Annotated in this window: 24 protein-coding genes and 1 tRNA gene; 12 read left to right on the forward strand and 13 right to left on the reverse strand. The window is 52.9% G+C overall.

What is annotated here, in order from left to right; all coding sequences use genetic code 11:
* Positions 1 to 80 precede the first annotated feature (80 nt).
* From V1587_RS20440 to V1587_RS20450, 3 genes are all read left to right on the forward strand, one after another.
* Positions 81 to 1,169, forward strand: a complete 1,089-nt coding sequence (locus V1587_RS20440; protein WP_371897874.1) for an ABC transporter substrate-binding protein — start codon at positions 81 to 83, stop codon at positions 1,167 to 1,169.
* Positions 1,170 to 1,249: 80 nt separating this feature from the next.
* Positions 1,250 to 3,019 (forward strand): ABC transporter permease, encoded by a 1,770-nt coding sequence (locus V1587_RS20445; protein ID WP_371897873.1) that lies wholly within the window; start codon positions 1,250 to 1,252, stop codon positions 3,017 to 3,019.
* Entirely contained in the window at positions 3,012 to 4,082 is a 1,071-nt protein-coding gene (locus V1587_RS20450; protein WP_371897872.1) for an ABC transporter ATP-binding protein, read from the forward strand. The genes V1587_RS20445 and V1587_RS20450 overlap by 8 nt, the downstream gene beginning before the upstream one ends.
* Positions 4,083 to 4,393: 311 nt before the next feature.
* Here V1587_RS20450 and V1587_RS20455 read toward each other — a convergent pair whose 3' ends face one another.
* The 3 genes from V1587_RS20455 to V1587_RS20465 form a co-directional block, all read right to left on the reverse strand.
* Entirely contained in the window at positions 4,394 to 4,627 is a 234-nt protein-coding gene (locus tag V1587_RS20455) for a hypothetical protein (RefSeq protein WP_371897870.1), read from the reverse strand.
* A 126-nt stretch (positions 4,628 to 4,753) separates the two neighbouring features.
* Positions 4,754 to 5,341: a LuxR C-terminal-related transcriptional regulator gene (locus tag V1587_RS20460; protein ID WP_371897868.1), complete on the reverse strand. Its 588-nt coding sequence runs from the start codon at positions 5,339 to 5,341 to the stop codon at positions 4,754 to 4,756.
* The gene (locus V1587_RS20465; RefSeq protein WP_371897867.1) at positions 5,328 to 5,936 is read right to left on the reverse strand and encodes a hypothetical protein; all 609 of its coding nucleotides are present in this window, start codon (positions 5,934 to 5,936) and stop codon (positions 5,328 to 5,330) included. Before V1587_RS20465 ends, V1587_RS20460 begins: the two co-directional genes overlap by 14 nt.
* A 613-nt stretch (positions 5,937 to 6,549) precedes the next feature.
* On the opposite strand from V1587_RS20465, the gene V1587_RS20470 reads away from it, so the two are divergent.
* From V1587_RS20470 to V1587_RS20495, 6 genes are all read left to right on the forward strand, one after another.
* Positions 6,550 to 7,050, forward strand: coding sequence for a fimbrial protein (locus V1587_RS20470; RefSeq protein WP_395314474.1), 501 nt, complete (start codon positions 6,550 to 6,552; stop codon positions 7,048 to 7,050).
* 93 nt (positions 7,051 to 7,143) lie between these two features.
* On the forward strand, positions 7,144 to 7,848 hold the full coding sequence (locus V1587_RS20475; protein ID WP_371897865.1) for a molecular chaperone: 705 nt from the start codon (positions 7,144 to 7,146) through the stop codon (positions 7,846 to 7,848).
* 66 nt (positions 7,849 to 7,914) lie between these two features.
* Positions 7,915 to 10,521 (forward strand): fimbria/pilus outer membrane usher protein, encoded by a 2,607-nt coding sequence (locus V1587_RS20480; protein WP_371897864.1) that lies wholly within the window; start codon positions 7,915 to 7,917, stop codon positions 10,519 to 10,521.
* Positions 10,522 to 10,540: 19 nt separating this feature from the next.
* Positions 10,541 to 11,566: a fimbrial protein gene (locus V1587_RS20485; protein WP_371897863.1), complete on the forward strand. Its 1,026-nt coding sequence runs from the start codon at positions 10,541 to 10,543 to the stop codon at positions 11,564 to 11,566.
* A gap of 9 nt (positions 11,567 to 11,575) precedes the next feature.
* Positions 11,576 to 12,121 (forward strand): fimbrial protein, encoded by a 546-nt coding sequence (locus V1587_RS20490; protein ID WP_371897862.1) that lies wholly within the window; start codon positions 11,576 to 11,578, stop codon positions 12,119 to 12,121.
* Positions 12,122 to 12,271: 150 nt separating this feature from the next.
* Positions 12,272 to 12,919 carry a helix-turn-helix domain-containing protein gene (locus V1587_RS20495; RefSeq protein WP_371897861.1) on the forward strand — a complete coding sequence of 216 codons (648 nt, stop codon included), beginning with the start codon at positions 12,272 to 12,274 and terminating at the stop codon, positions 12,917 to 12,919.
* A gap of 298 nt (positions 12,920 to 13,217) precedes the next feature.
* Here V1587_RS20495 and V1587_RS20500 read toward each other — a convergent pair.
* Positions 13,218 to 13,291, reverse strand: a tRNA-Gly gene (locus tag V1587_RS20500).
* 80 nt (positions 13,292 to 13,371) lie between these two features.
* The gene (gene actS, locus V1587_RS20505; RefSeq protein ID WP_039262983.1) at positions 13,372 to 14,115 is read right to left on the reverse strand and encodes an amidase activator ActS; all 744 of its coding nucleotides are present in this window, start codon (positions 14,113 to 14,115) and stop codon (positions 13,372 to 13,374) included.
* Between the two features lie 163 nt (positions 14,116 to 14,278).
* Here actS and idi point away from each other — a divergent pair, with 163 nt between their 5' ends.
* Positions 14,279 to 14,821, forward strand: a complete 543-nt coding sequence (gene idi, locus V1587_RS20510) for an isopentenyl-diphosphate Delta-isomerase (protein ID WP_371897860.1) — start codon at positions 14,279 to 14,281, stop codon at positions 14,819 to 14,821.
* Between the two features lie 39 nt (positions 14,822 to 14,860).
* Here the strand turns inward: idi and lysS are convergent, their stop codons facing one another.
* From lysS to xerD, 5 genes are all read right to left on the reverse strand, one after another.
* Positions 14,861 to 16,378 (reverse strand): lysine--tRNA ligase, encoded by a 1,518-nt coding sequence (lysS, locus tag V1587_RS20515; protein ID WP_023309094.1) that lies wholly within the window; start codon positions 16,376 to 16,378, stop codon positions 14,861 to 14,863.
* A gap of 9 nt (positions 16,379 to 16,387) precedes the next feature.
* A protein-coding gene (gene prfB / locus V1587_RS20520; protein ID WP_096151315.1) for a peptide chain release factor 2 occupies positions 16,388 to 17,486 on the reverse strand; the annotation gives its coding sequence in 2 pieces (ribosomal slippage) (positions 16,388 to 17,410 and positions 17,412 to 17,486; 1,098 coding nt in all).
* 90 nt (positions 17,487 to 17,576) lie between these two features.
* On the reverse strand, positions 17,577 to 19,310 hold the full coding sequence (gene recJ / locus V1587_RS20525; RefSeq protein WP_395314475.1) for a single-stranded-DNA-specific exonuclease RecJ: 1,734 nt from the start codon (positions 19,308 to 19,310) through the stop codon (positions 17,577 to 17,579).
* Between the two features lie 5 nt (positions 19,311 to 19,315).
* Positions 19,316 to 20,029 (reverse strand): bifunctional protein-disulfide isomerase/oxidoreductase DsbC, encoded by a 714-nt coding sequence (gene dsbC, locus V1587_RS20530; RefSeq protein ID WP_371897858.1) that lies wholly within the window; start codon positions 20,027 to 20,029, stop codon positions 19,316 to 19,318.
* 28 nt (positions 20,030 to 20,057) lie between these two features.
* Entirely contained in the window at positions 20,058 to 20,954 is an 897-nt protein-coding gene (gene xerD / locus V1587_RS20535) for a site-specific tyrosine recombinase XerD (protein ID WP_023309098.1), read from the reverse strand.
* Positions 20,955 to 21,055: 101 nt separating this feature from the next.
* On the opposite strand from xerD, the gene fldB reads away from it, so the two are divergent.
* Positions 21,056 to 21,577, forward strand: a complete 522-nt coding sequence (gene fldB / locus V1587_RS20540; protein ID WP_371897857.1) for a flavodoxin FldB — start codon at positions 21,056 to 21,058, stop codon at positions 21,575 to 21,577.
* 6 nt (positions 21,578 to 21,583) lie between these two features.
* On the opposite strand, the gene V1587_RS20545 is transcribed toward fldB, so the two are convergent.
* Both V1587_RS20545 and sdhE read right to left on the reverse strand, forming a co-directional pair.
* A complete protein-coding gene (locus V1587_RS20545) occupies positions 21,584 to 21,994 on the reverse strand; it encodes a protein YgfX (RefSeq protein WP_021242050.1) in 411 nt (136 codons plus the stop codon).
* Positions 21,975 to 22,241, reverse strand: coding sequence for an FAD assembly factor SdhE (sdhE, locus tag V1587_RS20550; protein ID WP_371897856.1), 267 nt, complete (start codon positions 22,239 to 22,241; stop codon positions 21,975 to 21,977). Before sdhE ends, V1587_RS20545 begins: the two co-directional genes overlap by 20 nt.
* Before the next feature lie 294 nt (positions 22,242 to 22,535).
* Here sdhE and ygfZ point away from each other — a divergent pair, with 294 nt between their 5' ends.
* Entirely contained in the window at positions 22,536 to 23,516 is a 981-nt protein-coding gene (gene ygfZ, locus V1587_RS20555; protein ID WP_029739202.1) for a tRNA-modifying protein YgfZ, read from the forward strand.
* 109 nt (positions 23,517 to 23,625) lie between these two features.
* Here the strand turns inward: ygfZ and V1587_RS20560 are convergent, their stop codons facing one another.
* Positions 23,626 to 24,285: a hemolysin III family protein gene (locus tag V1587_RS20560; protein ID WP_148243533.1), complete on the reverse strand. Its 660-nt coding sequence runs from the start codon at positions 24,283 to 24,285 to the stop codon at positions 23,626 to 23,628.
* Positions 24,286 to 24,319: the final 34 nt, after the last annotated feature.

The raw sequence follows: 24,319 nt of genomic DNA on the forward strand, positions 1-24,319 counted from the left end.
CACGCCTCCCTATTGTCGGAGGCGCGCTTTACGCTATGTTGACAATTAGTTCCTCAAATGTAACTAAAAGGTTAACTATAATGTCGAACACGTTCCGAATTTCTCTGCTTACCGCTACCGTACTGTTCTCTGCTTCTGCACTGTCTGCCCTGCCGCAGGGCTATCCTGCTGAGTATCAAAAAGTGGTTGATGCCGCCACGAAAGAGGGCAAGGTTGTCATCTATTCCACCACCGACATCAAAGCTGCCGGTCCGCTGATCCAGGGCTTCGAAAAAACCTACCCGGGCATTAAAGTCGAATACAACGACATGAACAGCACCGAGCTGTACAACCGTTTCATCAGCGAACAGGCTTCCGGCGGCGTGAGCGGCGACGTGGTCTGGAGCTCCTCGATGGACACCGGCCTGAAGCTCGCCACCGACTACGCCATGGAGTACAAATCTCCGGAGCAAAGCCAGCTGCCGAAATGGGCAGTCTGGAAAGATAAGGCCTACGGCACCACCTATGAGCCGGTGGTCTTTATCTACAACAAGCGCCTGATCCCGGCCGGTGACGTGCCGGATTCTCACGCCGCGCTGGCGAAGCTTATCGCCAGCCAGACGGACAAATTCAAGAACAAAGTCACCACCTACGACATCGAAAAATCGGGTCTGGGCTTTATGCTCTCGGTGCAGGATCACAACGCCGATCCTAATTACTTTAAGACCCTGGCCGACGTCGCCAAAGGTGGCCTGTCGGTGCAGTCGTCTACCGGCACCATGATGGAGCGCGTCTCCTCCGGTGAAAACCTGATTGGCTTCAACATCCTCGGTTCTTATGCGGAAGCGCGTGCGAAGAACGATCCGTCGCTCGGCATTGCCTATCCAAAAGATTACACCCTGGTGCTGTCTCGCGTGTCGTTCATTAGCCAGCAATCGCAAAACAGCAACGCCGCGAAGCTGTGGCTGGACTACGTGCTGTCTGAAAAAGGGCAAAGCATTCTGGCCAGTCAGGCGGACATCCCCTCCATTCGTAACGATATCGAAGGCAAGAATGATATCGACGGCCTGACCAAAATCCTCGGCAACGCGCTGAAGCCGATCCCGGTTGATGAAACGCTGCTGGAATACCTGCAGCCGAAAAAACGCCTCGAGTACATCAAAGAGTGGCGTACCGCCGCCGGTAAATAAGCGTCTGAGCGCGGCGCTGGTCGCCGCGCTTCCTTATCGACTGAGTTCGTTTTTCTGGGCTGCAACACCAGGGATACCCCATGAATACATTACGCAGAAAGTGGCAAAGCCTGCCGCGAGGCATCGTCGTGCTGATAACCGCCCTGGTTATCTACACGCCGCTGTCGTTTATCGTGATACAGAGCTTCCTGTCCGCGCCGTTCTTTTCGCCGTCAAAAGAGTGGAGCTTTGAATCATTTGATTTTATTTTCACCGATCCTGATTTTTATAAGGCCCTGAAAAGCGGCTTTATTCTGGCTTTCGGGCTGGTCTTTATCTCCATTCCGCTGGGCGGCGTGCTGGCGTTTCTGATGGTGCGTACCGACCTGCCCGGTCGCCGGTTGATTGAGCCGCTGATCCTGGTCCCGATTTTCGTTTCACCGATGGTGCTGGGCTTCGGCTACGTGGTGGCCACTGGTCCGGTGGGCTTTCTCTCCCGGTGGGCGGAGGCGCTGATTGGCTTTGTGCCGTGGAATATCTACGACATGTCGAGCATTGTGGTCATCGCCGGCCTGACGCACGTCCCGCACGCCTATCTGTATATCTCGTCAGCGCTGCGCAGCGTGGGCTCCGACGTGGAAGAAGCCGCGCGCACCGCGGGCGCGTCGCCCTGGCAGGTGATGACCTCCGTCAGCCTGCCGATGGTGCGCCCGTCCATTCTGTACGCCACCGTGCTGCTGTTCTTCCTCGGGCTCGAAGTGTTTGGCCTGATGCTGGTCCTCGGCGACCCGGAAGGCAACATGGTGCTGGCGACCTATCTCTATAAGCTGACGAACAAGATGGGCACCCCATCCTATAACCTGATGGCGGCGGTTGCCGTGGTGCTGATCTGCATCACCATCCCGCTGGTGATGCTCCAGCGTCGACTGATGCGCACCGCCAACCGCTTCGTCACCATGAAGGGCAAAGCCTCGCAGGCCCGTGCGCTACCGCTGGGTAAATGGCGCTGGGTGGCTGGCGCGGTAATTGCCTTCTGGCTCACCGTCACCATCGGCGTTCCGCTGCTCGGCGTGGTGCTGCGCGCGTTTATCTCCAACTGGGGCGTGGGCGTTTCGCTGTGGGACGAGCTTTCTCTGAACACCTTCCGCACCATCTGGGCGCAGCCCAACCTGCTGCGCGCCATCGTCAACTCAATGGCGATTGGCGTGATTGGCGGCGCGCTGGCCGTGGTGTGCTACCTGTTTGTCGGCATTGCCATGCACCGTAAGCCGGACAACACCACGCGTTTCCTGGACTATAGCGTGCTGGTGCCGCGCGCCGTGCCTGGCCTGCTGGCGGGTCTGGCGTTCCTGTGGGTGTTCCTGTTCCTGCCGATGTGGCTCGATAACTCGCTGAAATCCGGCTGGCTTTCCGGGTTTGCCTGGACCGACTGGATGCGCGAAAACGTCATCGTCTGGCTGCGTTCGCTGCGCAGCACCATTTTCAGCGTCTGGCTGGCCTATACCGTGGTGTGGATGGCTTACGGTCTGAGGCTCATCTCTTCCACGCTGCTGCAGGTAGGGCCGGAGCTTGAGGAGGCGGCGCGCAGCACCGGGGCGACGCGCGGGCAGATCACCCGCCACGTCACCATCCCGCTCTCCCGCTACGGTCTTATCGGTTCGTGGCTGCTGATGTTCCTGATCTTTGAACGCGAATACTCAACGGGTGTGTACCTGCTTTCACCCGGCACGGAGACCATTGGCTCGATGCTGGTTTCCCTCTGGGCCGCGGGTGCCATCGATATCGTGGCGGCGCTCTCTTTCATTAACATCCTGCTGGTCGTGGTAGGTCTGGGCATTGCCCTTCGTTTCGGAGTGAAAATACATGATTGAATTAGCGGTTGACGATCTGCACTTAACCTACGGCGACAATCCTGTTTTAAAAGGTGTCTCCATGAACCTGAAGCGCGGCGAAGTGGTCTCCCTGTTAGGCCCCTCCGGCAGCGGCAAAACCACCCTGCTCCGCGCCGTCGCGGGTCTGGAAAAACCGACCCAGGGGTCGATTGTGATTGGCAACAATAAAGTTTACGACGGCACGCCGCGCAGCGAGGTCCCGGCGGAAGAGCGTAACCTGGGGCTGGTATTCCAGTCCTATGCCCTGTGGCCGCATAAAACCGTGTTTGAGAACGTGGCCTATCCGCTCAAGCTACGCAAAGTCCCGGCCAAAGAGATCCAGCAGCGCGTGCAGGACGTGCTGGACCAGCTTGGTCTGGGCCATCTTGGCAAACGTCACCCGCACCAGCTCTCCGGTGGGCAGCAGCAGCGCGTTGCGATTGGCCGTGCGCTGGTGTACAACCCGCCGGTGATTTTGCTGGACGAACCGCTTTCCAACCTCGACGCCAAGCTGCGCGAAGAGGCCCGCGTGTTCCTGCGTGAGCTGATTATCAAGCTCGGGCTATCGGCGTTGATGGTGACGCACGACCAGAACGAAGCGATGTCCATCTCCGACCGCATCCTGCTGCTCAACAACGGTAAAATTGAGCAACAGGGCACGCCGCAGGAGATGTACGGCTCGCCGAAAACGCTGTTTACCGCCGAGTTCATGGGCAGCAACAACCGCCTGCACGGAAAGGTTACCGAAGTGCGCGACGGCAGAGCGCGTGTCGAGGGGAAAGGCTGGGTGCTGTGGGGCCAGGCCGGTGAAGGGGTGCAGAGCGGTGCTGACGCCACGGCGGTGATCCGCGTCGAGCGCGTGGCGGTGGTCGAGGGGCCAGGAGAAAATCAGCTTGAGCTGCCGCTGCTCACCAGCATGTATCTCGGCGACCGCTGGGAGTACCTGTTCCGCACGGTGGGGGATGATTTTGTCATCCGCGCGTATGGGCATGAGGTCCGGGATCCGCAGCACTGCCATCTTTCGCTGCCGGAGAAGCACGTGTGGGTGTTCCCGAAAGGGTGAATGTGAGAGGCAAAGGCTGCGGGATGGGGTGTTAAAGCCAAAGTGGCTCTTGTTTTGATGTCTATCCAGACTTCAGGAAAATAGTCTTCTGCAGGTGGAATGCTTTCCAGCCCAGTGCAGGTGGAAAGCTCACCCAGGCAATGTTCAGGGCAACAAGTTTACCCGTGGTTGATGTACATAAAAAGCGACGTGACAGGTGAGCTTACAAGAGTTCAGTGAAAAGGTATTTTTTGCTTTGCTGAACATAGTAAGTAAGTCAAAAAGCCCTGCAGGGTTTTAATCTAATCCATACCGCAGGGCTTTAATGCTGGTTACTTGTCCGTTGCTTTTACCAAAAACTTCCAGGTGTTGCTGCTTCCTTGCTTTTTGCAGTTAGAACAAGGCGGCAATTTTTCGCATTCGCGGTTAATAACATCTTCATAACCACATTTTTGACACTTATAGATACCTGGACCTCCGGGTTCAGAGCCAATTGAACGTTCTTTTTTATACTGCTCTGCATTATCAGTTTCTTTTACAGATTTTTTGTCTTCATAAAATGCCATCTTGTTTTCCTTCACTATTATATTCGGGCTTATACCCACAAATTATGTGAGGTTTAATTTGAGCATTTTCAAGGCATATATTTTAGATGTGAATCACATTTTAGAATTTCATTAACTACAACCAGCTCAGCCACCAGTGAGCGCACTGTATAGCCCGACATCATTCTTTACGCCGAGCTTTTGCATGATCCGCCTCTTGTGTGAACTGATTGTTTTCTGGCTGCGGTGACATTTATGCGCTATTTCAGCCCCACTGCAGCCCTCTTTCAAACCTGCAATGACTTTTTTTTCTGCTTTAGTGAAACTGACTTTTTCCATCGGTTGATGCAGATTACAAAATAACGGGCTGATATAGCGGCGTTTCTTTACGGTACTTTCAATTATCTCGCGCAAATGTATCTGTCGCTCATCTACACACAATAAAGAAGATTGATGTGTCTGTATAAGGTGATGGGCAAGAATGTCCTGGCCTGAAGAAAGCAGTATGAGCGTCTTAAACGCGTCAGCGGCAGGAATCAGCTCAGTAAGCCTGGCAGGTATCTCATCCAGTGACCGATATGCGGTAAAATCCAGCACCCTGAGATGAACATCTTTATCCTCGGTAATGTGATAATCCCACCCTGGATTCTTCTTGCGCAGCGTGTCAAGACAGACAATAAGACCGTGGTACAACGTCTGATTAGTCACATCGGTAAAAATTTTATACATAAACATCAGGGAGCCTCCCTCCGGTACGGTATAACTTCTCAATCCTTGACAGCAAAGCCAGCCAATCCTCTGTTTTCATAAGTTCCAGCCGCAAGCGTATATTCCGTTTGTGTGCATATACTGTCTTGTAGTTAACCTGCCGATGTGCCGCAATCTCGTGAGCAGTCATTCCACGTGCAAATTCAGTGAGGTAGTTAAGTTCATTCAGGGACAGGTAGCGCTTAATTTCATTGCTAAAGTGGCGCACGGGACCGGGAAAGGAAGTGGAACGGTAGAGCGGAAGTTCAAGGAATTGTTTCAGCTCCTGCTGTAGAAAGGGTTCACAGAGGAGCGAGCTGACACCCAGTTCATTCATCATCCGGGCAAGCAGGGTATCATATTCATGGAGCAAGACGGCTGTCTTTGCGCTGCGCTCGACCAGGCGGTAAATCCAGTGCAGAACCATAAAGAAATCCGCTCCCGCCCCTCCAATTCCGACAATGACTGGTTCAGATTCACTATCGGTAGCTAACATTATGTCGTCAGCATTAACATCGTTAATGATTTTTACCTGGTAACCCTGCGCCTCAAGGCAGGAGCAAACCGCATTGCGATGCAGCATCCTGGGTTCATACAATATTATACTGCGGTTACTGTGAATGTTATTCATCTTAAACACGTCGAACTCTGATACAGGTGTAATTAATAAAAAAATAGCATTAGCTCATATAATAGGCATTCAATTTTTACTCCCAAAAAAGACTGTGTGTCTTTTTACGAAGATTTTTCTCTGAACAGGATATAGAGAAGATAGTCACCCGAGAGTCGCGGAGCACACCCCGACAAATACCCTCTATACCTGCAATTTCACTCCGCCCCCCGCCCTCCTGAAAATAAATTGTTAAAACACAACAAATTATTTACAACAAACAACATCAGAAATAAAGTTTTGCGCAAAAAACAAAGCACTAAATACAATGTAAGTATTTAAAATCAATAAGTTAAGAATTTTGTGTCAAAAGACACTTTTTTTATATTTAAATAAAAACTAGATATTCTTATATTTTAACCACTCCGGAACAGGAGTTATTTCAGTCATTTTATTATACCTCGCACTCCACCTGGTTCTTAAAACAACTGAGCGTAATTTTATTTAATATTGATCTGGGCTTGCAATAATTTAATATTGCATACCATTAATCCAAGGTTCATTAGGTTATGAAAAAAATATCGTTTTGGCTTCCGTAATTGGTTCTCTGATGATCATGTCTGGTGTGGCTCAGGCCTCTGACGGGACTGTTAAATTTATCGGAAATATTGTTGATACTGCCTGTAAAGTCGATTCCGGCAGTGCCGATCAGTCTGTTGTTCTGGGTACTGTTGCCTCCAGTTCGTTTAGCAAAGCCGGTGATGCCTCCTCAGCACAAAAATTTGACATCAAACTGACTGACTGTCCGACTGGTACGGTAGCAGTTGTGTTTGGCGGTTCCTCTGTCACTGATGATTTACTTCAGCTGGATTCCGGTATGACGGCAACGGGTGTAGCCGTTCGTATCAATAATGCTGACGATTTTTCTCAGGTAAAAATTAACGACACAGCATCAGCGAAACGTGTAACCGTAGCAGCAGATGGTAGTGCAACCCTGAAGTATGTCGGTCAGTATCAGGCAACCGCCGCCACTGTTGGTGCCGGTACCGCGAATGCTACCAGTCAGTTTACTGTTCTCTACAACTAATATCGCATTTACGTAGACGATCAGTTACGCCATTAATCAAACTGATGTGTGCAAGTCACACATCAGTTTTAAAATTCACGGTAACAGATTTATATGTTTATTAAAAAAATCTCAACATCCTTCATTTTTATTATCCTCGCTCTGTGCGGACAGTGTGCTCATGCTGGTGTTATTGTCGGCGCAACCAGGGTGATATATAACGGCGGGCACAAAGAGACATTTCTTTCGGTTAAAAACCCGGATAAGTATCCGTACCTTATTCAGGCCTGGTCTGATGCTGCTGGCGTTAAGGGCGATGATAAATCTGCCCCAAAATCACCTTTTCTGGTCACCCCACCCGTTTTTCGTCTTGATCCCGGTAACGAAAACATGCTTCGCATCATTCGAACCGGAGGAAATCTGCCGGAAGACAGAGAATCAGTGTACTGGATGGATATAAAATCTATCCCTGCCACGGTGAAAGGAGATAAAAATGTTCTCCAGATTTCTGTGAAAACGCGTATTAAACTTTTTTACCGACCTGAAAAGGTAGGTGAACCAACTATGGATGATTATAAGAAACTCCAGTTCCGTAAAAATGGTGGAAATATTCATGTTGATAACCCAACACCTTATTATATTACTTTTTATTCTATGAATGTTAGCGGAGCAAACATCGACACAAGCAATATCATGGTCCCGCCAAAGGGAAGTGCGGAATACAAAACTACTCCGTCGTCATCAGGTAACACTGTATCCTGGAAGATTATAAATGATTATGGCGGAAGTTCTGAACAAATAAATTCTCCGCTGCTCTAGCTTTAAATTATAACTCCGCGATCCGCATTATTTCATAATGAACACCAAAATTAATGGTTTATTGCTATGAGCCTTCCTTTACATTCAAATATTAAGCAATTCAGGAAAAAGAAAGTTGCCATTCTCACTCTGGCAATAATCTCCATTTTTATAACCAAACGCGGATGCGCAGAGGAGTATTCCTTTAACCCAAACGCGCTGGAAATTGACAATCCTTCTGGCACTGCAGTGGATCTCTCACAATTTTCAACAACCGGCGCCCAGGCTCCGGGAGTTTACAGAACTGATATTTTTCTGAACGGTGAAAAGCAGGATACGCTGGATATAACTTTCATCAGCAACGAAAAAGGCTCACTGGTTCCGCAACTGACAATCGCCCAGCTTGATTCCTGGGGGGTTAAAGTCAGTGCAATTCCGGAAATGGCTGCACTCCCCAGGGATACCGTACTCACTGATATTGCTCATTTTATACCTCAGGCCGCCTACAACTTTGATTTTTCGCATCAGGCGCTGAACATCTCAATACCTCAGGCTTCAATGCGTGCCTCTGCGCAGGGTTACGTCGATCCCAAATACTGGGATGAGGGACTGCCTGCGCTTCTGGTGGACTACAATTTTTCAGGCTCCAGTGCAACCCAAAACGGAGAGGGTGCTTCAGGCGACAGTTACTTCCTCAACCTTCATAACGGGCTCAACCTTGGGGCCTGGCGTCTTCGTAACTACAGCACCTGGAACTATCAGAAAAACGCCGACAATGGTGAAGGTAGCAGCACTCACAGCAAATGGGATTCGATAAACACTTTCCTGCAGCGCGACATTAAGGATCTGAAAGCACAACTGATTATCGGTGACAGTTTCACGCCTTCTGAGGTGTTTGAAAGCGTACAGTTCCGAGGAGCACAGCTCAGTTCAGACGATAACATGCTTCCGGACAGTCTGCGGGGATTCGCTCCCACAATCCGCGGGATCGCGAACACGAATGCCAGGATCTCCATCAAACAGAATGGCAGCCTGATTTACCAGAGCAACGTGTCACCTGGCGCCTTCACCATTTCTGATTTATATCCCACATCTTCAAGCGGGGATTTGCTGGTTACGATCACTGAGGCTGATGGCACAGAACGAAGCTTTGTGCAGCCGTTCTCGAACGTGCCAGTAATGCAGCGTGAAGGGCACCTGAAATACAGTATGACAATCGGTAAATATCGTTCCCAGGACAGCCATAGCGATGAACCCGTTCTCGGGCAGAGCACGGTGATGTACGGTCTTCCTCATGACCTGACAACCTATGGCGGCATTCAGGCATCCGATAACTATAAAGCGGCAGCACTAGGGATGGGACTTGGTCTGGGTGAGTATGGCTCAGTGTCGCTCGATGCGACGCAGTCTTATGCGAATATTCAGCCGGATCTTAATACGGACACCGTCAACAAAAGTGGTCAGTCTTACCGTTTTCAGTATTCCAAGGATTTTGCCGCTACAGATTCGACAGTTACCCTGGCAGGCTACCGCTATTCCACGAAAGGTTTCTATACCTTCCAGGAAGCGACGGATTATCAGCAGAATGCTGATGGTTCAGAGCTGAATTTTCAGAATAACAAACGCAGCAGGCTGCAGCTGGAGCTGACGCAAAGTTTAAATAACGGTGACTGGGGTTCGCTGACCTTGTCAGGTTATCAGCAAAATTACTGGAATCGTCAGGGTAATGAACGAAACCTGAGTGCCAGTTACAGCAATTCCGTCTGGGAAGGTGTTAACTGGACGCTGATGTATACCTACAGCGAACTGACAGATTCCAGTGAACCAAAGAATCAGCAGCTGGCACTCAGTATCAGCGTTCCGCTTTCCAGATGGCTTTCCAGCGCCTACGTAAGTTCCAGTACCGTTACTGACATGCACGGAAAAGTACATAATCAGGCAGGCCTGAGCGGTACCGCCCTGGAAGATAATAACCTGTCATACAGCCTCGCACAGGGTTACGGAAACAAAGGCGAAGAGGCCAGCAGCAATCTGCATGTCGACTACAAAGGTGCCTATGGCGAGGTAAATGGCGGCTACAGTCACTCAGCCGGATCGAACCAGATTAACTACGGTGCCAGCGGTTCTCTTATCGCGCATGAGCACGGGGTGACCTTTGGTCAGTCACTGGGCGGGGATAACAGTGCGGTCGCGCTGGTTGAAGCGCCGGGTGCTGCGGGTGTGAAAGTCCAGAATGGCTCCGGGGTTCGGACCGACTGGCGGGGTTACACCATCGTCCCTTACATCAGTTCCTATAAACGCTCCCGCATAGGGCTCGATCCCACAACGCTGGGTGACAACGTTGAACTGAAGGAAAACGTTGTTTCTGTTGTACCGACCTCAGGTGCAGTTGTGCCGGCAGTCTTCAAAACCAGCATCGGGACTCGCGCGCTTATTACCGTCTTAAAAAACGGAGAGAAGGTGCCGTTTGGCGCTCTTGTAACCCTCAAAAGCGATTCGGACAACATCACGGGGATTATGGGTGACGATGGTCAGGTTTATATGAGTGGTATGCCTGATAAAGGTGAACTGCTCGCCACGTGGGGTGAGGGAAAAACACAGCAATGTCATGCGCCGTTTGATATGAGCACATCACGGAAAAGCAATGACTCCCCTGCAACTAACATTCAGTTTATTAACGTGAACTGCAACTAATCTATTCGAAGTGGATATTATGATACGCTCTATATATTTCAGAAAGCTAATCGCCATAATTATTATATTTTTCGGGTACACGATCAGTGTACATGCCGAAACAGGCTGGTGCTCAACAAATGGAGGCACTAATAACTTCAATGCGAACTTTACGTATAACTACACTAAAAATGGCAATGGTCAGGCAAATATTATTCCAAATGCATACTCCTGGAATATTGGCGCCACTTATCCAGTAACCTGCGATTGTACTGGTGGCAGCACCTCGTTTTTCAAGGCAACACCGGGCAGCCTTACAGAAGTCCTGTATACCGACGCACAGAATACCTTTTATAAGTTTAACGAATATCTCGGGGTTGCTACATCTATATTTCTTGGAGGAGCGCTGCAGCAGTATAAACCTGTACCATTTGAAGATATCAACACCAACACAGCAGTGCCATGCACGTCCAGTATGTATTCGACGGGGAGTAGCGGTATGTTAAGTCTCTACTTTCCCAAAGCTTTTATTGGCAAGATTACTATCCCATCCACTATAGTGGCAAATTTATATGCGTCTCGGACAAAAAGTTCTTATCCGTCACAGCCGATAGCGCGAGTTATAATTAGCGGGTCAATTACAGTTCCTCAGACGTGCAAAATAAACGACGGCCAGATTATTAACATTGATTATGGCAAAATCATGGCTTCTGCCATGAAAACAAAAGGTGCAGCCCCGAAAGGATTTACGGCCGTGACCACCCAGGTCGCCTATGTCTGCACGAATATTAATTCCGGTGTGAAAATAGCCTTTACCTTTAATGGTGAATCGTCTGCCACCGATCCGCAGTCTCTGAAAACCAGTAATGAGGATACGGGCATTCGTATTGAAGATATGAACAGTCAGGTGATCTCGCCGAACACGGGCAAGCTGGCCACGCAGTTTGACTATGCTACGCAGAAAGGATCCGCCAGTTTTAAAAGTTACCCGGTGAATGTCACGGGTAATACTCCAGCGCCAGGCGTTTTCAATGCCTCGGCAACGATAACCACTGCTATTGAATAGAATTCAGCCATGAAGCCTTTCATCCGTAAACAAACATTCTACCAGTGGCTATTCGCTACTGCTATTCAGGTAATATCGGCTGTCCCTCATGCGTATGCGGACGAACCTTTGCCGATAAACTTTAAGGGCGAGATCATCGCCAGTGCCTGTGAGGTTTCCCTGAAAGACCAGGACGTCGATCTGGGGCAGGTTGCTATTACCTCTTTTGGTTCAATCGGTTCGCTCTCAACAGGCAGAACCTTTTCAATCCAGCTGAGCTGTCCCGAAAACGGCCCGGAGGGTGCCACCATAACGTTCAGCGGCACTCCCGCTTCCGATAATACGCTGCTGGCACTTGATGACGTTGCCGGTGCAGCCTCGGGAGTGGCGGTAAGAATAAACGAAGTAGACGGGCAAACACAGGTCCCCCTGAACAAGCCCTCTGCAGAGCGGAATCTGATTTCAGGTCAGAATAAGTTAAATTTCACGGCCCAGTATCAGACCCTGGTCGGCAAAAGCGATGTCAGGCCGGGAACGGCAAATGCGACAGCTCAGTTTTCCATCAATTACCCCTGACTGATACATCGCCGGGGTGCAGTTCGCACACCGAAACGCCCCGGCGATATCTATACCCCAGTCCCTGAGACACAGTGTTTTACGCCCCTGTCTGAACGCTGAAATTTTTTCCTGCTATGCTTCTACATCATGATCTGCGGATTAACACCCATGCCTGACGATAAACTCACCGGCCCCAGAACAGTTAAAGTGGATTCACAGTATCTGGATCTCATATTTGAGAAGCTGGATCCCTGGCTTAATTACCAGTCATTCCCCCCGGGATACCGTATTTCTTTTTCCCGAGACACGGCACCGCGTCTTTATTTTATAAGAACGGGGGTGATTTCAGTTTCCCGTCAGCCCGATGACATACTTATTGATATTATAACTGCGCCCACATTGAGAGGATTAATACCTTTGCATCCGGAATCCCGCTCAGTCTATACGCTCAAGGTCATGTTATCTGCCGAAATAGCCGTTATGGATCGTGAGGAGTTCTATAAGAAACTGACAGAATTCAATCTATGGGAAAACTTCTCCCGCCATCTTCAACTTTCCTGCAGTGCTGCGGTGGAAGTGATCCTGAAGCTGACCTCCCCGTCAGTGTATGATGGCGTCAGGTTTCAGCTTTATGAGCTAATGGGAAAGCCGGAACAGGTGCGTAATTCTATTTCGGCAGAGACTTATATTCGCGGTAAATTACGTTTTTCCCGCTCGGCCGTTTTGCGGGTTCTCGCGGATCTGAAAACTGGAGGGTATATTGTTATGGAAAGAGGGTATCTGAAAGAAATACGAAAAATACCTCGTCGATACTGATTTTTGCCAGGGCCGTACCACTAAACACGGCCCATTCCCCTGCGAAAATGACCAGCCCGACAGCAGCGACCTGCGATCGTAAAATTCCGACAGGCGTCATTCACAACTCTATTCCCCAGGTTTGCCAGGGTCCGAAAAAAGGAAGTTCCGCACATTTAATATCCACCCTACTCTTTTTGAATCGGGTGACAGTCTGGATTTTTAATCGACATATTTCAGAGCGGAAATATTTCATACGCAAGAGACGCTGAGTTATCAAACGAAAGTTGCTTTTGGAAGACTTCAGAAGAGTTGAAACTGGAGCGGGCGAAGGGAATCGAACCCTCGTATAGAGCTTGGGAAGCTCTCGTTCTACCATTGAACTACGCCCGCTTTGAGGTGCGTAAAGCATTATAGACCTTACGCACCTTCATACAAGCCTCTTCACAACTAACAGGCGATAAAATAATCACTTAGCACTTCGGTTTGCTGCCGGGCGCAGGAAGATAACGCTGCGGATCGATGGCCGTCGCCTTATAGCGAATCTGGAAATGCAGCTTCACCGCGTCCGTACCGGTGCTGCCCATGGTTGCAATCTTCTGCCCGGCTTTGACGTTTTGCCCGTTGTTGACCAGCATCGTGTCGTTGTGCGCATAGGCCGTGATGTAGTCTTCGCCATGCTTAATCATGATCAGGTTACCGTAGCCGCGCAGCTGGTTACCGACGTAAACCACCTTCCCTGCCCCGGAGGCATAAACCGGCGTCCCGCGCGCAGCGGCGATATCAATACCCTTGTTGCCACCTTCAGAGAGTGAGTAAGGGGCGACCACTTTACCGCTGGCAGGCCAAATCCAGCAGCGCTGTCCAACCGGCGGCCATGACGATTGCGGCACCTGATAGGACGGCGTTACTTTAGCGGTTTTGCCTTTCGAAGAGGATTTTTTGCCCGAGGACGATCCGCCGCTGACCTTCAGCTGCTGCCCCACCTCGATGGTGTAGGGCGGAGAAAGGTTATTCAGCCGCGCCAGATCCTTCACGCTGGTCCCCGTTGCGCGCGAAATCCGGTACAGGGTGTCCCCGCGCTTAACGGTGTAGACCGAACCGGAATAGCTACCCATATCCGAAGATTTGCTCCCTGAACAGCCCGCCAGTAATAGCGTCAGCGTCAGGCAAAAAATGGCGGTGATGGGGTTTCTCGTCAGGCTTCCTGCAAACAAAACAGATCCTCGGTCAGCGTGAATGGCGCACTATGATAACAGCCAAAACGAATATGGGTCATGCCCTTTTCCGCTCTACGCGCCAAACCGTTCGTATAAGAATGCAGTATAATGATCCGGCTGATGGTGCTGAACCACTCGGCATTTTGGCACTGGAGCATCAATGAGTATTCAAGAACACGTTATTTTGGTAAACGACCAGGGAATGGTGATTGGCACTCAGGAAAAATATGCCGCGCACACGTTGCATACCCCGCTGCATCTGGCTTTCTCCTCCTGGCTTTTTAATGCAAAAGGCGAATGTCTGATCACCCGACGCGCCTTAACTAAAAAAGCATGGCCCGGCGTCTGGACCAACTCCGTCTGCGGCCACCCGCAGTCGGGCGAAGAGACGATACAGGCAATAATCCGCCGCTGCCGCTTTGAAGTGGGCGCGGAACTGACCGATATCACCGCCGTCGCCCCTGAATTTCGCTATCGGGAAACCGACCCATCCGGGATCGTGGAAAACGAAATTTGCCCGGTGTTCGCCGCCCGCATCACCAATGACGTGACGATAAACGAAGATGAAGTAATGGACTATCAGTGGGTTGAGCTGGACGCGCTATTCCGCGCGCTGGACGCGACGCCCTGGGCCTTTAGCCCGTGGATGGTCATGGAAGCGACAACCGCCCGCGAAAAACTCAAAACCTTCGCGGCGCAATAAAAAAAGCCCCTTTTGGGGCTTTTTTTACATCTTAACGTCTTACTTCACCGGGCGCATCGCCGGGAACAGGATCACGTCGCGGATGGTGTGGCTGTTGGTGAACAGCATCACCATACGATCGATACCAATCCCCAGACCCGCCGTTGGTGGCAGGCCGTGCTCCAGCGCGGTCACGTAGTCTTCGTCGAAGAACATCGCTTCGTCGTCGCCTGCTGCTTTCGCGTCAACCTGATCCTGGAAGCGCTGAGCCTGGTCTTCCGCATCGTTCAGCTCGCTAAAGCCGTTGCCGATTTCACGGCCGCCGATGAAGAATTCGAAGCGATCGGTGATCTCCGGGTTCTCGTCATTACGACGCGCCAGCGGAGAGACCTCAGCCGGGTACTCGGTGATGAAGGTCGGCTGAATCAGGTGCGCTTCGGCCACTTCTTCGAAGATCTCGGTCACGATACGGCCCAGACCCCAGCTCTTCTCAACCTTGATACCGATGCTTTCGGCGATCGCTTTCGCAGAATCGAAGTTATCCAGATCCGCCATGTTGGTTTCCGGACGGTACTTCTTGATCGCTTCGCGCATGGTCAGTTTTTCGAACGGCTTGCCGAAGTCGAAGACTTCTTCACCGTAAGGAACCTGCGTGGTGCCCAGAATATCCTGCGCCAGCGTACGGAACAGGGATTCGGTCAGCTCGATCAGATCTTTGTAATCCGCATACGCCATATAGAGTTCCATCATGGTGAACTCTGGGTTATGACGAACGGAGATACCTTCGTTACGGAAGTTACGGTTGATCTCGAACACGCGGTCAAAACCACCAACCACCAGACGCTTCAGGTACAGTTCCGGCGCGATACGCAGGTACATGTCCAGGTCCAGGGCGTTGTGATGGGTGATGAACGGACGCGCAGACGCGCCGCCTGGGATCACCTGCATCATTGGGGTTTCCACTTCCATAAAGTCGCGGTTAACCATGAACTGGCGGATACCGGCCATGATCTGGGAGCGAATTTTGAAGGTCTTGCGGGATTCATCGTTAGAGATGAGATCCAGGTAGCGCTGACGATAGCGCGCTTCCTGATCCTGCAGGCCGTGGAATTTGTCCGGCAGCGGGCGCAGGGCTTTGGTCAGCAAACGCAGCTCGGTGCAGTGGATAGACAGTTCACCGGTTTTGGTTTTGAACAGTTTACCTTTCGCGCCCAGGATATCGCCCAGGTCCCACTTCTTGAACTGCTCGTTGTAGATGCCTTCCGGCAGATCGTCACGGGAAACGTACAGCTGAATACGACCGCCAACGTCCTGCAGGGTCACGAAGGAAGCTTTACCCATGATACGACGGGTCATCATGCGGCCTGCAACGGCCACTTCAACGTTCAGCGCTTCCAGCTCTTCGTTCTCTTTCGCGTCGAAGTCAGCGTGCAGTTGGTCTGAGGTGTGGTCACGACGAAAATCGTTCGGGAACGGCACGCCCTGCTCGCGCAGCGCTGCCAGCTTCTCGCGGCGGGTTTTCAGTTCGTTGTTAAGATCGACTACCGCGTCAGCGCCCTGTGCTTGTTGTTCAGACATGTTGGTTCCTCATAACCCTGCTTTCAAACTTGCTTCGATAAATTGGTCCAGGCTGCCGTCCAGCACCGCCTGCGTGTTGCGGGTTTCAACCCCGGTACGCAGGTCTTTGATGCGGGAGTCATCAAGGACGTAAGAACGGATCTGGCTGCCCCAACCGATGTCGGACTTGTTGTCTTCCATCGCCTGTTTCTCAGCATTTTTCTTCTGCATCTCCAGCTCATAAAGCTTCGCTTTCATCTGCTTCATGGCCTGGTCTTTGTTCTTATGCTGGGAACGGTCGTTCTGGCACTGTGTTACCAGCCCGGTTGGAATGTGGGTAATACGCACCGCCGATTCCGTACGGTTAACGTGCTGACCGCCCGCGCCGGATGCGCGATAAACGTCGATACGCAGGTCCGCCGGGTTAATTTCGATATCGATATCTTCGTCAACTTCCGGGTAAACGAACGCGGAGCTGAAGGAGGTATGACGACGACCGCCGGAGTCAAACGGACTCTTACGCACCAGGCGGTGAACGCCGGTTTCGGTACGCAGCCAGCCGTAGGCGTAATCACCGATGATCTTAATGGTGACGGATTTCAGACCCGCGACTTCACCTTCAGACTCTTCGATAATTTCGGTTTTGAAACCGCGCGCTTCTGCCCAACGCAGGTACATACGCGTCAGCATGCTGGCCCAGTCCTGCGCTTCGGTGCCGCCAGAACCAGCCTGAATATCGAGATAGCAGTCAGCGCTGTCGTATTCGCCGGAGAACATGCGACGGAATTCCAGCTGCGCCAGCTTCTCTTCCAGCACGTCGAGTTCTGCCACGGCTTCGTTAAAGGTTTCTTCGTCGTCGGCTTCGACGGCCAGCTCCAGCAAACCGGAAACATCTTCCAGCCCCTGGGCCATTTGATCCAGCGTATCTACGATAGCTTCGAGAGAGGAACGCTCTTTACCCAGCGCCTGTGCGCGTTCAGGTTCGTTCCAGACGTCCGGCTGTTCCAGCTCGGCGTTTACTTCTTCAAGACGCTCTTTCTTGGCATCGTAGTCAAAGATACCCCCTAAGAACGTCAGAGCGCTCCGTGAGGTCCTGAATACGGTTTTTTACCGGATTAATTTCAAACATGGTCTGTTTTCTTTTATGGACTTGTCAAAATGCGGTGATAAGAGCGGGATTGTACCGAATCCACGCCCTTTTTTATAGAGATTACTGCCGCTAAATTGTCCAGATATTGTCGATGATGATCTGAAGGGTGCGGTTACCGCGAAACTCGTTGATGTCCAGTTTGTAAGCCAGCTCGACCTCGCGCACGCCGTTGTCCGGCCATACCGCCGTGTCAACGTTAAAGGCAATGCCGTCCAGCAGCGGGCCGCCGCCGACCGGTTCAACCATCACCTTCAGATGACGTTCGCCGACGATGCGTTGCTGAAGCAGACGGAAACGACCGTCGAACAGCGGTTCCGGGAACATCTGTCCCCACGGGCCGGCATCACGGAGCATTTGCGCCACGTCCATCGTCATTTCAAGCGGTGAGAGTTCGCCATCGGACACCACTTCTCCCTGCAGCAGGGCCGGGTCAATCCAGTCGGTGACAAGCTCGCCAAACAGGCGCTGAAACTCGTCGAACTTCGCCTCTTCCAGCGACAGGCCAGCCGCCATCGCATGGCCGCCGAACTTGATCATCAGGCCCGGATACAGCGTATCGAGACGCTCCAGCGCGTCGCGCATGTGCAGACCCTGAATCGAGCGGCCAGATCCTTTCAGCGTGCCGTCGCCCGCGGGTGCGAACGCGATCACCGGGCGGTGGAAGCGCTCTTTAATGCGCGACGCCAGAATGCCGACCACGCCCTGATGCCACTCGGGATGGTACATCGCCAGGCCGCCCGGCAGCGTATCGCCGCTGCGTTCAAGCTTTTCGCACAGGGTCAGCGCTTCGGCCTGCATCCCCTGCTCAATCTCTTTACGAGTCTGGTTCAGGGCGTCCAGCTCGTTGGCCAGCACGCGCGCTTCACCGATGTTGTCGCACAGCAGCAGCGCCACGCCAACGGACATATCGTCCAGCCTTCCGGCCGCGTTCAGGCGCGGCCCAAGGGCGAAGCCCAAATCGCTTGCCGCCAGCTTGAGCGGGTCGCGGTTGGCGATTTCCAGCAGCGCCTTGATCCCCGGACGGCACTTGCCTGCCCGAATGCGGCTTAAGCCCTGCCAGGTCAAAATACGGTTGTTGGTATCGAGCGGCACCACGTCCGCGACGGTGCCCAGCGCCACCAGATCGAGATATTCGGCAAGGTTCGGTACGGCAATGCCGCGGGATTCGAACCAGCCCTTGTCGCGCAGCAGGGTACGCAACGCCAGCATCAGATAAAACGCCACGCCCACGCCTGCGAGGGATTTCGATGGGAAATCGCAGTCGCGCAGGTTAGGGTTAATAATCGCTTCCGCATCCGGCAGCGTTTCGCCCGGCAGGTGGTGATCGGTAACCAGCACAGGGATCCCCAACGCATGGGCATGATCGACCCCCGCATGGGAAGAGATCCCGTTATCGACGGTCATGATCATCTGCGCACCGCGGGCGTGGGCCTGATCGACCACTTCCGGGCTGAGTCCGTAGCCGTCTTCAAAACGGTTCGGCACCAGATACGTGACGTTATCGCAGCCCAGCGCGCGCAGGCTGAGCACGCTCAGCGCGGTGCTGGTTGCGCCGTCGGCGTCGAAATCACCTACCACCACTATGCGCGTGCCTTCACGCAGGGCGTGGTAGAGCATCTCAGCGGCTTTTTCGATACCGCTCAACCGCTGCCAGGGCAGCATCCCTTTCACGCTGCGTTCAAGATCCTCAGCGCTACGCACGCCTCGGCTGGCGTAGAGACGCTTAAGCAGCGCCGGGAGATCGTCCGGCAAATCAACGTGTTCAACCGCCTCGCGGCGGCGCAATTTTATCGGGGCTTTCACGCGGATTATTTACCACCAAACTGTTTCTGGTGCGCGTCGAGAAACTCTTTCATCTCTTTTGGACCCTGATAGCCCGGAACAACATACCCGTTGCTCAGAACAATCGCTGGCGTACCGCTCACGCCAAACTGCACGCCCAGCGCGTAGTGGTTAGCAATATCAATGTCGCAGGAGGCTGGCTTAACGCCTTTGCCGTTCATCGCGTCGTCAAACGCTTTGTTGCGGTCATTCGCACACCAGATAGCCTTCATGTCCTGCTCCGGCTGGCTCTGCACGCCCGCGCGCGGGAAGGCCAGGTAGCGCACGGTAATGCCCAGCGCGTTGTAGTCTTTCATCTCTTCATGCAGCTTGTGGCAGTAGCCGCAGGTGATGTCGGTGAAGACGGTAATGACGTGTTTTTCCTGCGCCGCCTTATAGACGATCATCTCTTTTTCGAGCGCGTTCAGGTTTTTCATCAGCAGCTGATTGGTCACGTTAACCGGCTGCGCGCCGCTCACGTCGTACATTGGTCCCTGAATAATGTGTTTGCCGTCTTCGGTGACGTACAGCACGCCGCTGTTGGTCAGCACCGTTTTCATGCCGGCAACCGGTGCAGGCTGAATATCGCTGCCGGTGACGCCAAGCTTAGCCAGCGACTGTTTGATAGCGGCATCGTCCGCATGGGCGAAACCGGCAAAGGAGGCTGCCAGCAGGGTGAACAGCGCGAAAGTCTTTTTCATATGTGATCCTATTACAATTCGTCGGCACTCACGCACGAGGGTGGTGCTGTTGGTGTAGCTGCCGCAGGCGTTCCGTCGCGACATGGGTGTAAATTTGCGTCGTGGAAAGATCGCTGTGGCCCAGCAGCATCTGCACCACGCGTAAATCTGCGCCGTGGTTTAACAGATGCGTCGCGAAGGCGTGACGCAATACGTGCGGCGAAAGCTTTTCACTGTCGATACCGGCCAGTGTGGCGTAATGCTTGATGCGATGCCAGAACGTTTGCCGCGTCATCTGCTGGGCGCGCTGGCTAGGAAACAGGACGTCGATAGACGTACCATTGAGCAGCCACGGGCGACCATGCTCCAGATACGTTTCCAGCCAGTAAACCGCCTCTTCACCCAGCGGAACCAGCCTTTCCTTGTTTCCTTTACCGATGACGCGCACCACACCCTGACGCAGGCTGATGTCGCTCATCGTCAGGCCAACCAGTTCCGAAACGCGCAGGCCGGTAGCATACAATAGCTCAAGCATGGCTTTATCGCGTAACTCCAGCGGCAGGTCAACAGCCGGTGACTGTAATAATCTCTCAACTTGTGCTTCGCTGAGATCTTTCGGCAGCCGCTGCGGAAGCTTAGGAGATGCCAGCAGCGCGCTGGGATCGTCTTCGCGAATCTTCTCACGGTAGAGGTGCTGGAACAGCCGACGCATGGCGCTGAGCAAACGAGCGGAACTGGTGGCTTTGTAGCCCCCCGCGATACGTTCCCCAAGCAGCGCCTGCAGATCGTCACGTTGCGCGCTCGCAAGGGATAACCCCCGGTGCGCAAGCCATTCCACCAGCATGGTGAGATCGCGACGGTAGGCGCTGAGGGTATTCTCGGCCAGATTTTTCTCCAGCCACAGCGCGTCGAGAAACTGTTCGATCAGTGCGAGATCCTTTTCCACATCAGCCCCTTTGATTCTGCAGTCAGGCCATTATGCCTGATTGCGACCGGTTTCTGGTACACTACGCGCATAGTGAAAGCAAGAATTGAGATAGTTACGCGATGAATATTGGTCTGTTCTACGGTTCCAGCACCTGCTACACCGAAATGGCGGCAGAGAAAATTCGCGACATCATTGGCCCGGAACTGGTGACGTTGCATAACCTGAAAGATGACCCGGTCGCGCTGATGGAACAGTACGATGTACTGATCCTCGGCATCCCGACCTGGGATTTTGGTGAGATACAGGAAGACTGGGAAGCCATCTGGGATCAACTCGATTCAGTCAACCTCGACGGCAAAATCATCGCCATGTACGGCATGGGGGATCAGCTGGGTTACGGGGAGTGGTTCCTGGACGCGCTCGGCATGCTGCATGACAAGCTGGCGCCGAAAGGGGTGTCGTTCATCGGCTACTGGCCAACCGAAGGTTACGAGTTCACCAGTAAAAAGCCGATTATTGCCGACGGCGAGCTGTTTGTTGGGCTCGCGCTGGATGAAACCAACCAGTACGATCTCAGCGATGAACGCCTGCAAAGCTGGTGCGAGCAGATTCTGGGCGAAATGGCTGAAAAATTTAGCTAACGCGCGCTACCCCTGCGTCGTCTGTTGCAACAGCATCCGGCGCAGGTCTCGCCACTCGGCAGCATCCATACTGTCAGCCGCCAGCCACAGATGCTGGCAACGCCCGCCGTCCACCTTGCGTAACCGTAACATCATGCCGCAGTTGAGCATCCAGGGCATACCGAGAATATCCCACTCTTTACCCTGCCAGCGCAGGCGGGAATCCATCAGTAATTTAATCTCTCCCTGGCGGGCATTAATGCGACGCTGGCTGCGTACGCTGTCAAACACGACAAACGAGAGTAACAGCAGCCACAGCGGCGTATAGCTCAGCGGCCACGGCATCAGTAACACAAAGGCCGCAACCAGGCCGTGGAGCAACAAAGACATCCACTGCGAGCGCCACGAGACGCGAAGATCAGATTGCCACAGGACCACGTTCCCGATTCCGTGTTTGAATTAATTGCACCATCCGTTGCAACTCGGTGTCGGCGGGTTTGCCGTGGTTCATCAGCCAGTTGAATAAATCCGGATCGTCAGACTCAAGCAGGCGAACAAACAGACGCTTATCATCATCGCTTAAGCTGTCATACTCATATTCGAAGAAAGGCATGATGGAAATATCAAGTTCACGCATGCCGCGACGGCACGCCCAGTGAATACGGGCCTTGTTTTTAATATCCATGTTCAGTTTCCTGCATTACGTTTGGCACAGTCGGTACCCCGTTCAGTGTTCTTTATTTCTCTACGGGGACACCAGCTAGTGTAACGTGTTTTTGACCGTTTCATTACTGGAATATTGCGATCGCCGAGCAGGCTTCCAGAATAATCCCTACAAAGACAGAGGATTACATTATTTTGCGTAGCGCTACGCATAACCGGTTTAGGGCACAAATGGTCTGTTGAAAGCGCTTGCATTGCCTGCAGGCTCTTTTACCATTAGGCATTATCAAAGCGTTAAGCAATTCAGGATATCGTTATGGCATTTACACCATTTTCTCCTCGCCAGCCCGCCGCCTCTGCGCGTCTGCCGCTGACGCTTATTTCTCTTGATGACTGGGCGCTGGCAACGCTCACCGGTGCCGACGCCGAAAAATATCTGCAGGGCCAGGTGACCGCCGACGTCAGCCAGATGACCGAACACCAGCACCTGCTGGCCGCGCATTGCGACCCAAAAGGCAAAATGTGGAGCAACCTGCGCCTCTTCCGCCGTCAGGACGGCTTCGCCTTTATTGAGCGCCGCAGCCTGCAAGAGGCCCAGCTCAAGGAGCTGAAAAAGTACGCGGTCTTTTCCAAAGTCACTATCGCCCCGGACGACGAACATGTCCTGCTGGGGGTAGCCGGGTTCCAGGCGCGTGCGGCGCTGAAAAATCTCTTCAGCGAACTGCCGGATGCAGAAAAGCAGGTGGTCAGCGAAGGAGCAACCTCCATCCTGTGGTTTGAACACCCGGCGGAGCGTTTCCTGTTAGTCACGGATGCGGCAACGGCCGAACGCGTGACCGAAGCGCTGCGCGGCGAAGCGCAGCTCAACAACAGTCAGCAGTGGCTGGCGCTGAACATCGAAGCGGGTCTGCCGGTGATTGACGCCGCTAACAGCGCGCAGTTTATTCCTCAGGCAACGAACCTGCAGGCGCTGGGCGGCATCAGCTTTAAAAAAGGCTGCTACACCGGTCAGGAGATGGTCGCACGAGCGAAATTCCGCGGGGCAAACAAACGAGCGCTGTGGACGCTGGCGGGCCATGCCAGCCGCGTACCTGAGGCGGGTGAAGATTTAGAGCTGAAGATGGGTGATAACTGGCGCCGCACCGGCACCGTGTTAGCTGCCGTACAGCTGGATGATGGACGCCTTTTGGTACAGGCCGTCATGAACAACGACATGGAAGCCGACAGCGTGTTCCGCGTGCGTGACGATGCGAATACGTTGAGCATCGAGCCGCTGCCGTATTCACTGGAAGAGTAATGCTGTATCGCCCGGTGGCGCTGCGCTTACCGGGCCTACTGTTTTGGTGTCTTCCCTCTCCCTGTGGGAGAGGGCCGGGGTGAAGGCAACCGCCCGCGCGGTGGAAAAACTACGCCTGCCCCACGTACAAATAAATCGCCAAAAAGTGGCACACGCTGCCGCCCAGCACAAAGCCATGCCAGATGGCATGGTTGTAAGGGATGCGCTTGCAGACGTAGAAAATCACGCCGAGCGAGTACACCACGCCGCCCAGGGCCAAAAGCGTCACGCCCCCTACCGACAGTTTGACCGCCAGTTGATACACCACAATCAGCGACAGCCAGCCCATAGTCAGATAGGTGACCAGTGACAGAACCTTAAACCGGTGCGCAATGGTCAGCTTAAACAGGATCCCCAGCAGGGCCAGGCTCCAGATAACAATCATCAGGCCACGAGACAGCGGTGAGTTGAGCCCCACCAGCAGAAACGGCGTGTAGGTGCCTGCAATAAGAAGATAGATAGCGCAGTGGTCAAATTTCTTGAGCCACGTCTTGGCCCGCTGATGCGGGATCGCGTGATACAGCGTCGATGCCAGGAACAGCAGGATCATACTCCCGCCATACAGGCTGTAGCTGGTAATAGCCATCGCGCTGGCATTGGCGTCCACCGCCTGCACCAGCAATAACACTAAACCGACAATCCCAAACACCAGGCCAATGCCGTGGCTGATGCTGTTGGCCACTTCCTCAGCCAGCGAATATCCCTGTGCGATTAATGGTCTGCTCACCATACAAAACTCCGGGAAAACAAAAGATGATTATTCA

The organism is Enterobacter sp. ECC-249, assembly GCF_043965265.1.
GTDB lineage: Bacteria > Pseudomonadota > Gammaproteobacteria > Enterobacterales > Enterobacteriaceae > Enterobacter > Enterobacter quasiroggenkampii.

Coding starts and splice junctions, on each gene's coding strand:
- V1587_RS20460 (WP_371897868.1), bottom strand. CDS start 5,341: ATGTTTATGTATAAAATTTTTACCGATGTGACTAATCAGACGTTGTAC.
- ygfZ (WP_029739202.1), top strand. CDS start 22,536: ATGGCATTTACACCATTTTCTCCTCGCCAGCCCGCCGCCTCTGCGCGT.
- V1587_RS20560 (WP_148243533.1), bottom strand. CDS start 24,285: ATGGTGAGCAGACCATTAATCGCACAGGGATATTCGCTGGCTGAGGAA.
- V1587_RS20465 (WP_371897867.1), bottom strand. CDS start 5,936: ATGCTGCATCGCAATGCGGTTTGCTCCTGCCTTGAGGCGCAGGGTTAC.
- sdhE (WP_371897856.1), bottom strand. CDS start 22,241: ATGGATATTAAAAACAAGGCCCGTATTCACTGGGCGTGCCGTCGCGGC.
- idi (WP_371897860.1), top strand. CDS start 14,279: ATGAGTATTCAAGAACACGTTATTTTGGTAAACGACCAGGGAATGGTG.
- V1587_RS20455 (WP_371897870.1), bottom strand. CDS start 4,627: ATGGCATTTTATGAAGACAAAAAATCTGTAAAAGAAACTGATAATGCA.
- dsbC (WP_371897858.1), bottom strand. CDS start 20,029: ATGAAAAAGACTTTCGCGCTGTTCACCCTGCTGGCAGCCTCCTTTGCC.
- V1587_RS20445 (WP_371897873.1), top strand. CDS start 1,250: ATGAATACATTACGCAGAAAGTGGCAAAGCCTGCCGCGAGGCATCGTC.
- V1587_RS20485 (WP_371897863.1), top strand. CDS start 10,541: ATGATACGCTCTATATATTTCAGAAAGCTAATCGCCATAATTATTATA.
- fldB (WP_371897857.1), top strand. CDS start 21,056: ATGAATATTGGTCTGTTCTACGGTTCCAGCACCTGCTACACCGAAATG.
- V1587_RS20490 (WP_371897862.1), top strand. CDS start 11,576: ATGAAGCCTTTCATCCGTAAACAAACATTCTACCAGTGGCTATTCGCT.
- V1587_RS20475 (WP_371897865.1), top strand. CDS start 7,144: ATGTTTATTAAAAAAATCTCAACATCCTTCATTTTTATTATCCTCGCT.
- V1587_RS20440 (WP_371897874.1), top strand. CDS start 81: ATGTCGAACACGTTCCGAATTTCTCTGCTTACCGCTACCGTACTGTTC.
- V1587_RS20495 (WP_371897861.1), top strand. CDS start 12,272: ATGCCTGACGATAAACTCACCGGCCCCAGAACAGTTAAAGTGGATTCA.
- lysS (WP_023309094.1), bottom strand. CDS start 16,378: ATGTCTGAACAACAAGCACAGGGCGCTGACGCGGTAGTCGATCTTAAC.
- V1587_RS20450 (WP_371897872.1), top strand. CDS start 3,012: ATGATTGAATTAGCGGTTGACGATCTGCACTTAACCTACGGCGACAAT.
- V1587_RS20480 (WP_371897864.1), top strand. CDS start 7,915: ATGAGCCTTCCTTTACATTCAAATATTAAGCAATTCAGGAAAAAGAAA.